This window comes from Xanthobacter autotrophicus, assembly GCF_029991245.1.
Classification (GTDB): Bacteria; Pseudomonadota; Alphaproteobacteria; order Rhizobiales; family Xanthobacteraceae; genus Xanthobacter; species Xanthobacter autotrophicus_C.
Genome location: NZ_JAIVFO010000459.1, coordinates 1 through 391, shown reverse-complemented (window position 1 = coordinate 391; position 391 = coordinate 1). Strand labels below are relative to the sequence as shown.

The following is a 391-nucleotide window of genomic DNA, read 5'->3' as shown; positions in this document are numbered from 1 at the left end:
TTGTTATCATATCCGGCTACTTTGATAGGTATGCCATTATAATATGCTATTTGTCTTCCAAAATCATCAATATTGTACGTGATATTTTCTCTTGCAATCGTTGTTAAACGGCTGAGCAAAGCTCCATCCATAGCAATAACTTGTGCACCACAATCCACCATTTGGATTAAAGTATCAAGCAATTCCAAAAATTGTTGTTGCGTTTTCCTTTCTGTTGTGCCACTACCAATTTTTACTTCAAGACCATCCGCCCCAGCAACTAACTTCTGGCTGTTAGGGACTATTTTTTTGATGCCATTAAATTCCTTGGGATTTATTGTTGCATCACCGTTGTAAAACGCATTCTGAAAAGCACGACCTAAGGAGCCAGCAAAAGAGAGTAAATCAGAAG

Annotated in this window: 1 protein-coding gene; it reads right to left on the bottom strand. The window is 38.1% G+C overall.

All coding sequences use genetic code 11. The annotated features are described in order from the left end of the window. A partial coding sequence (locus K9U41_RS23675) for a hypothetical protein (RefSeq protein ID WP_282643259.1) occupies window positions 1–391 on the bottom strand: 391 nt, incomplete at both ends.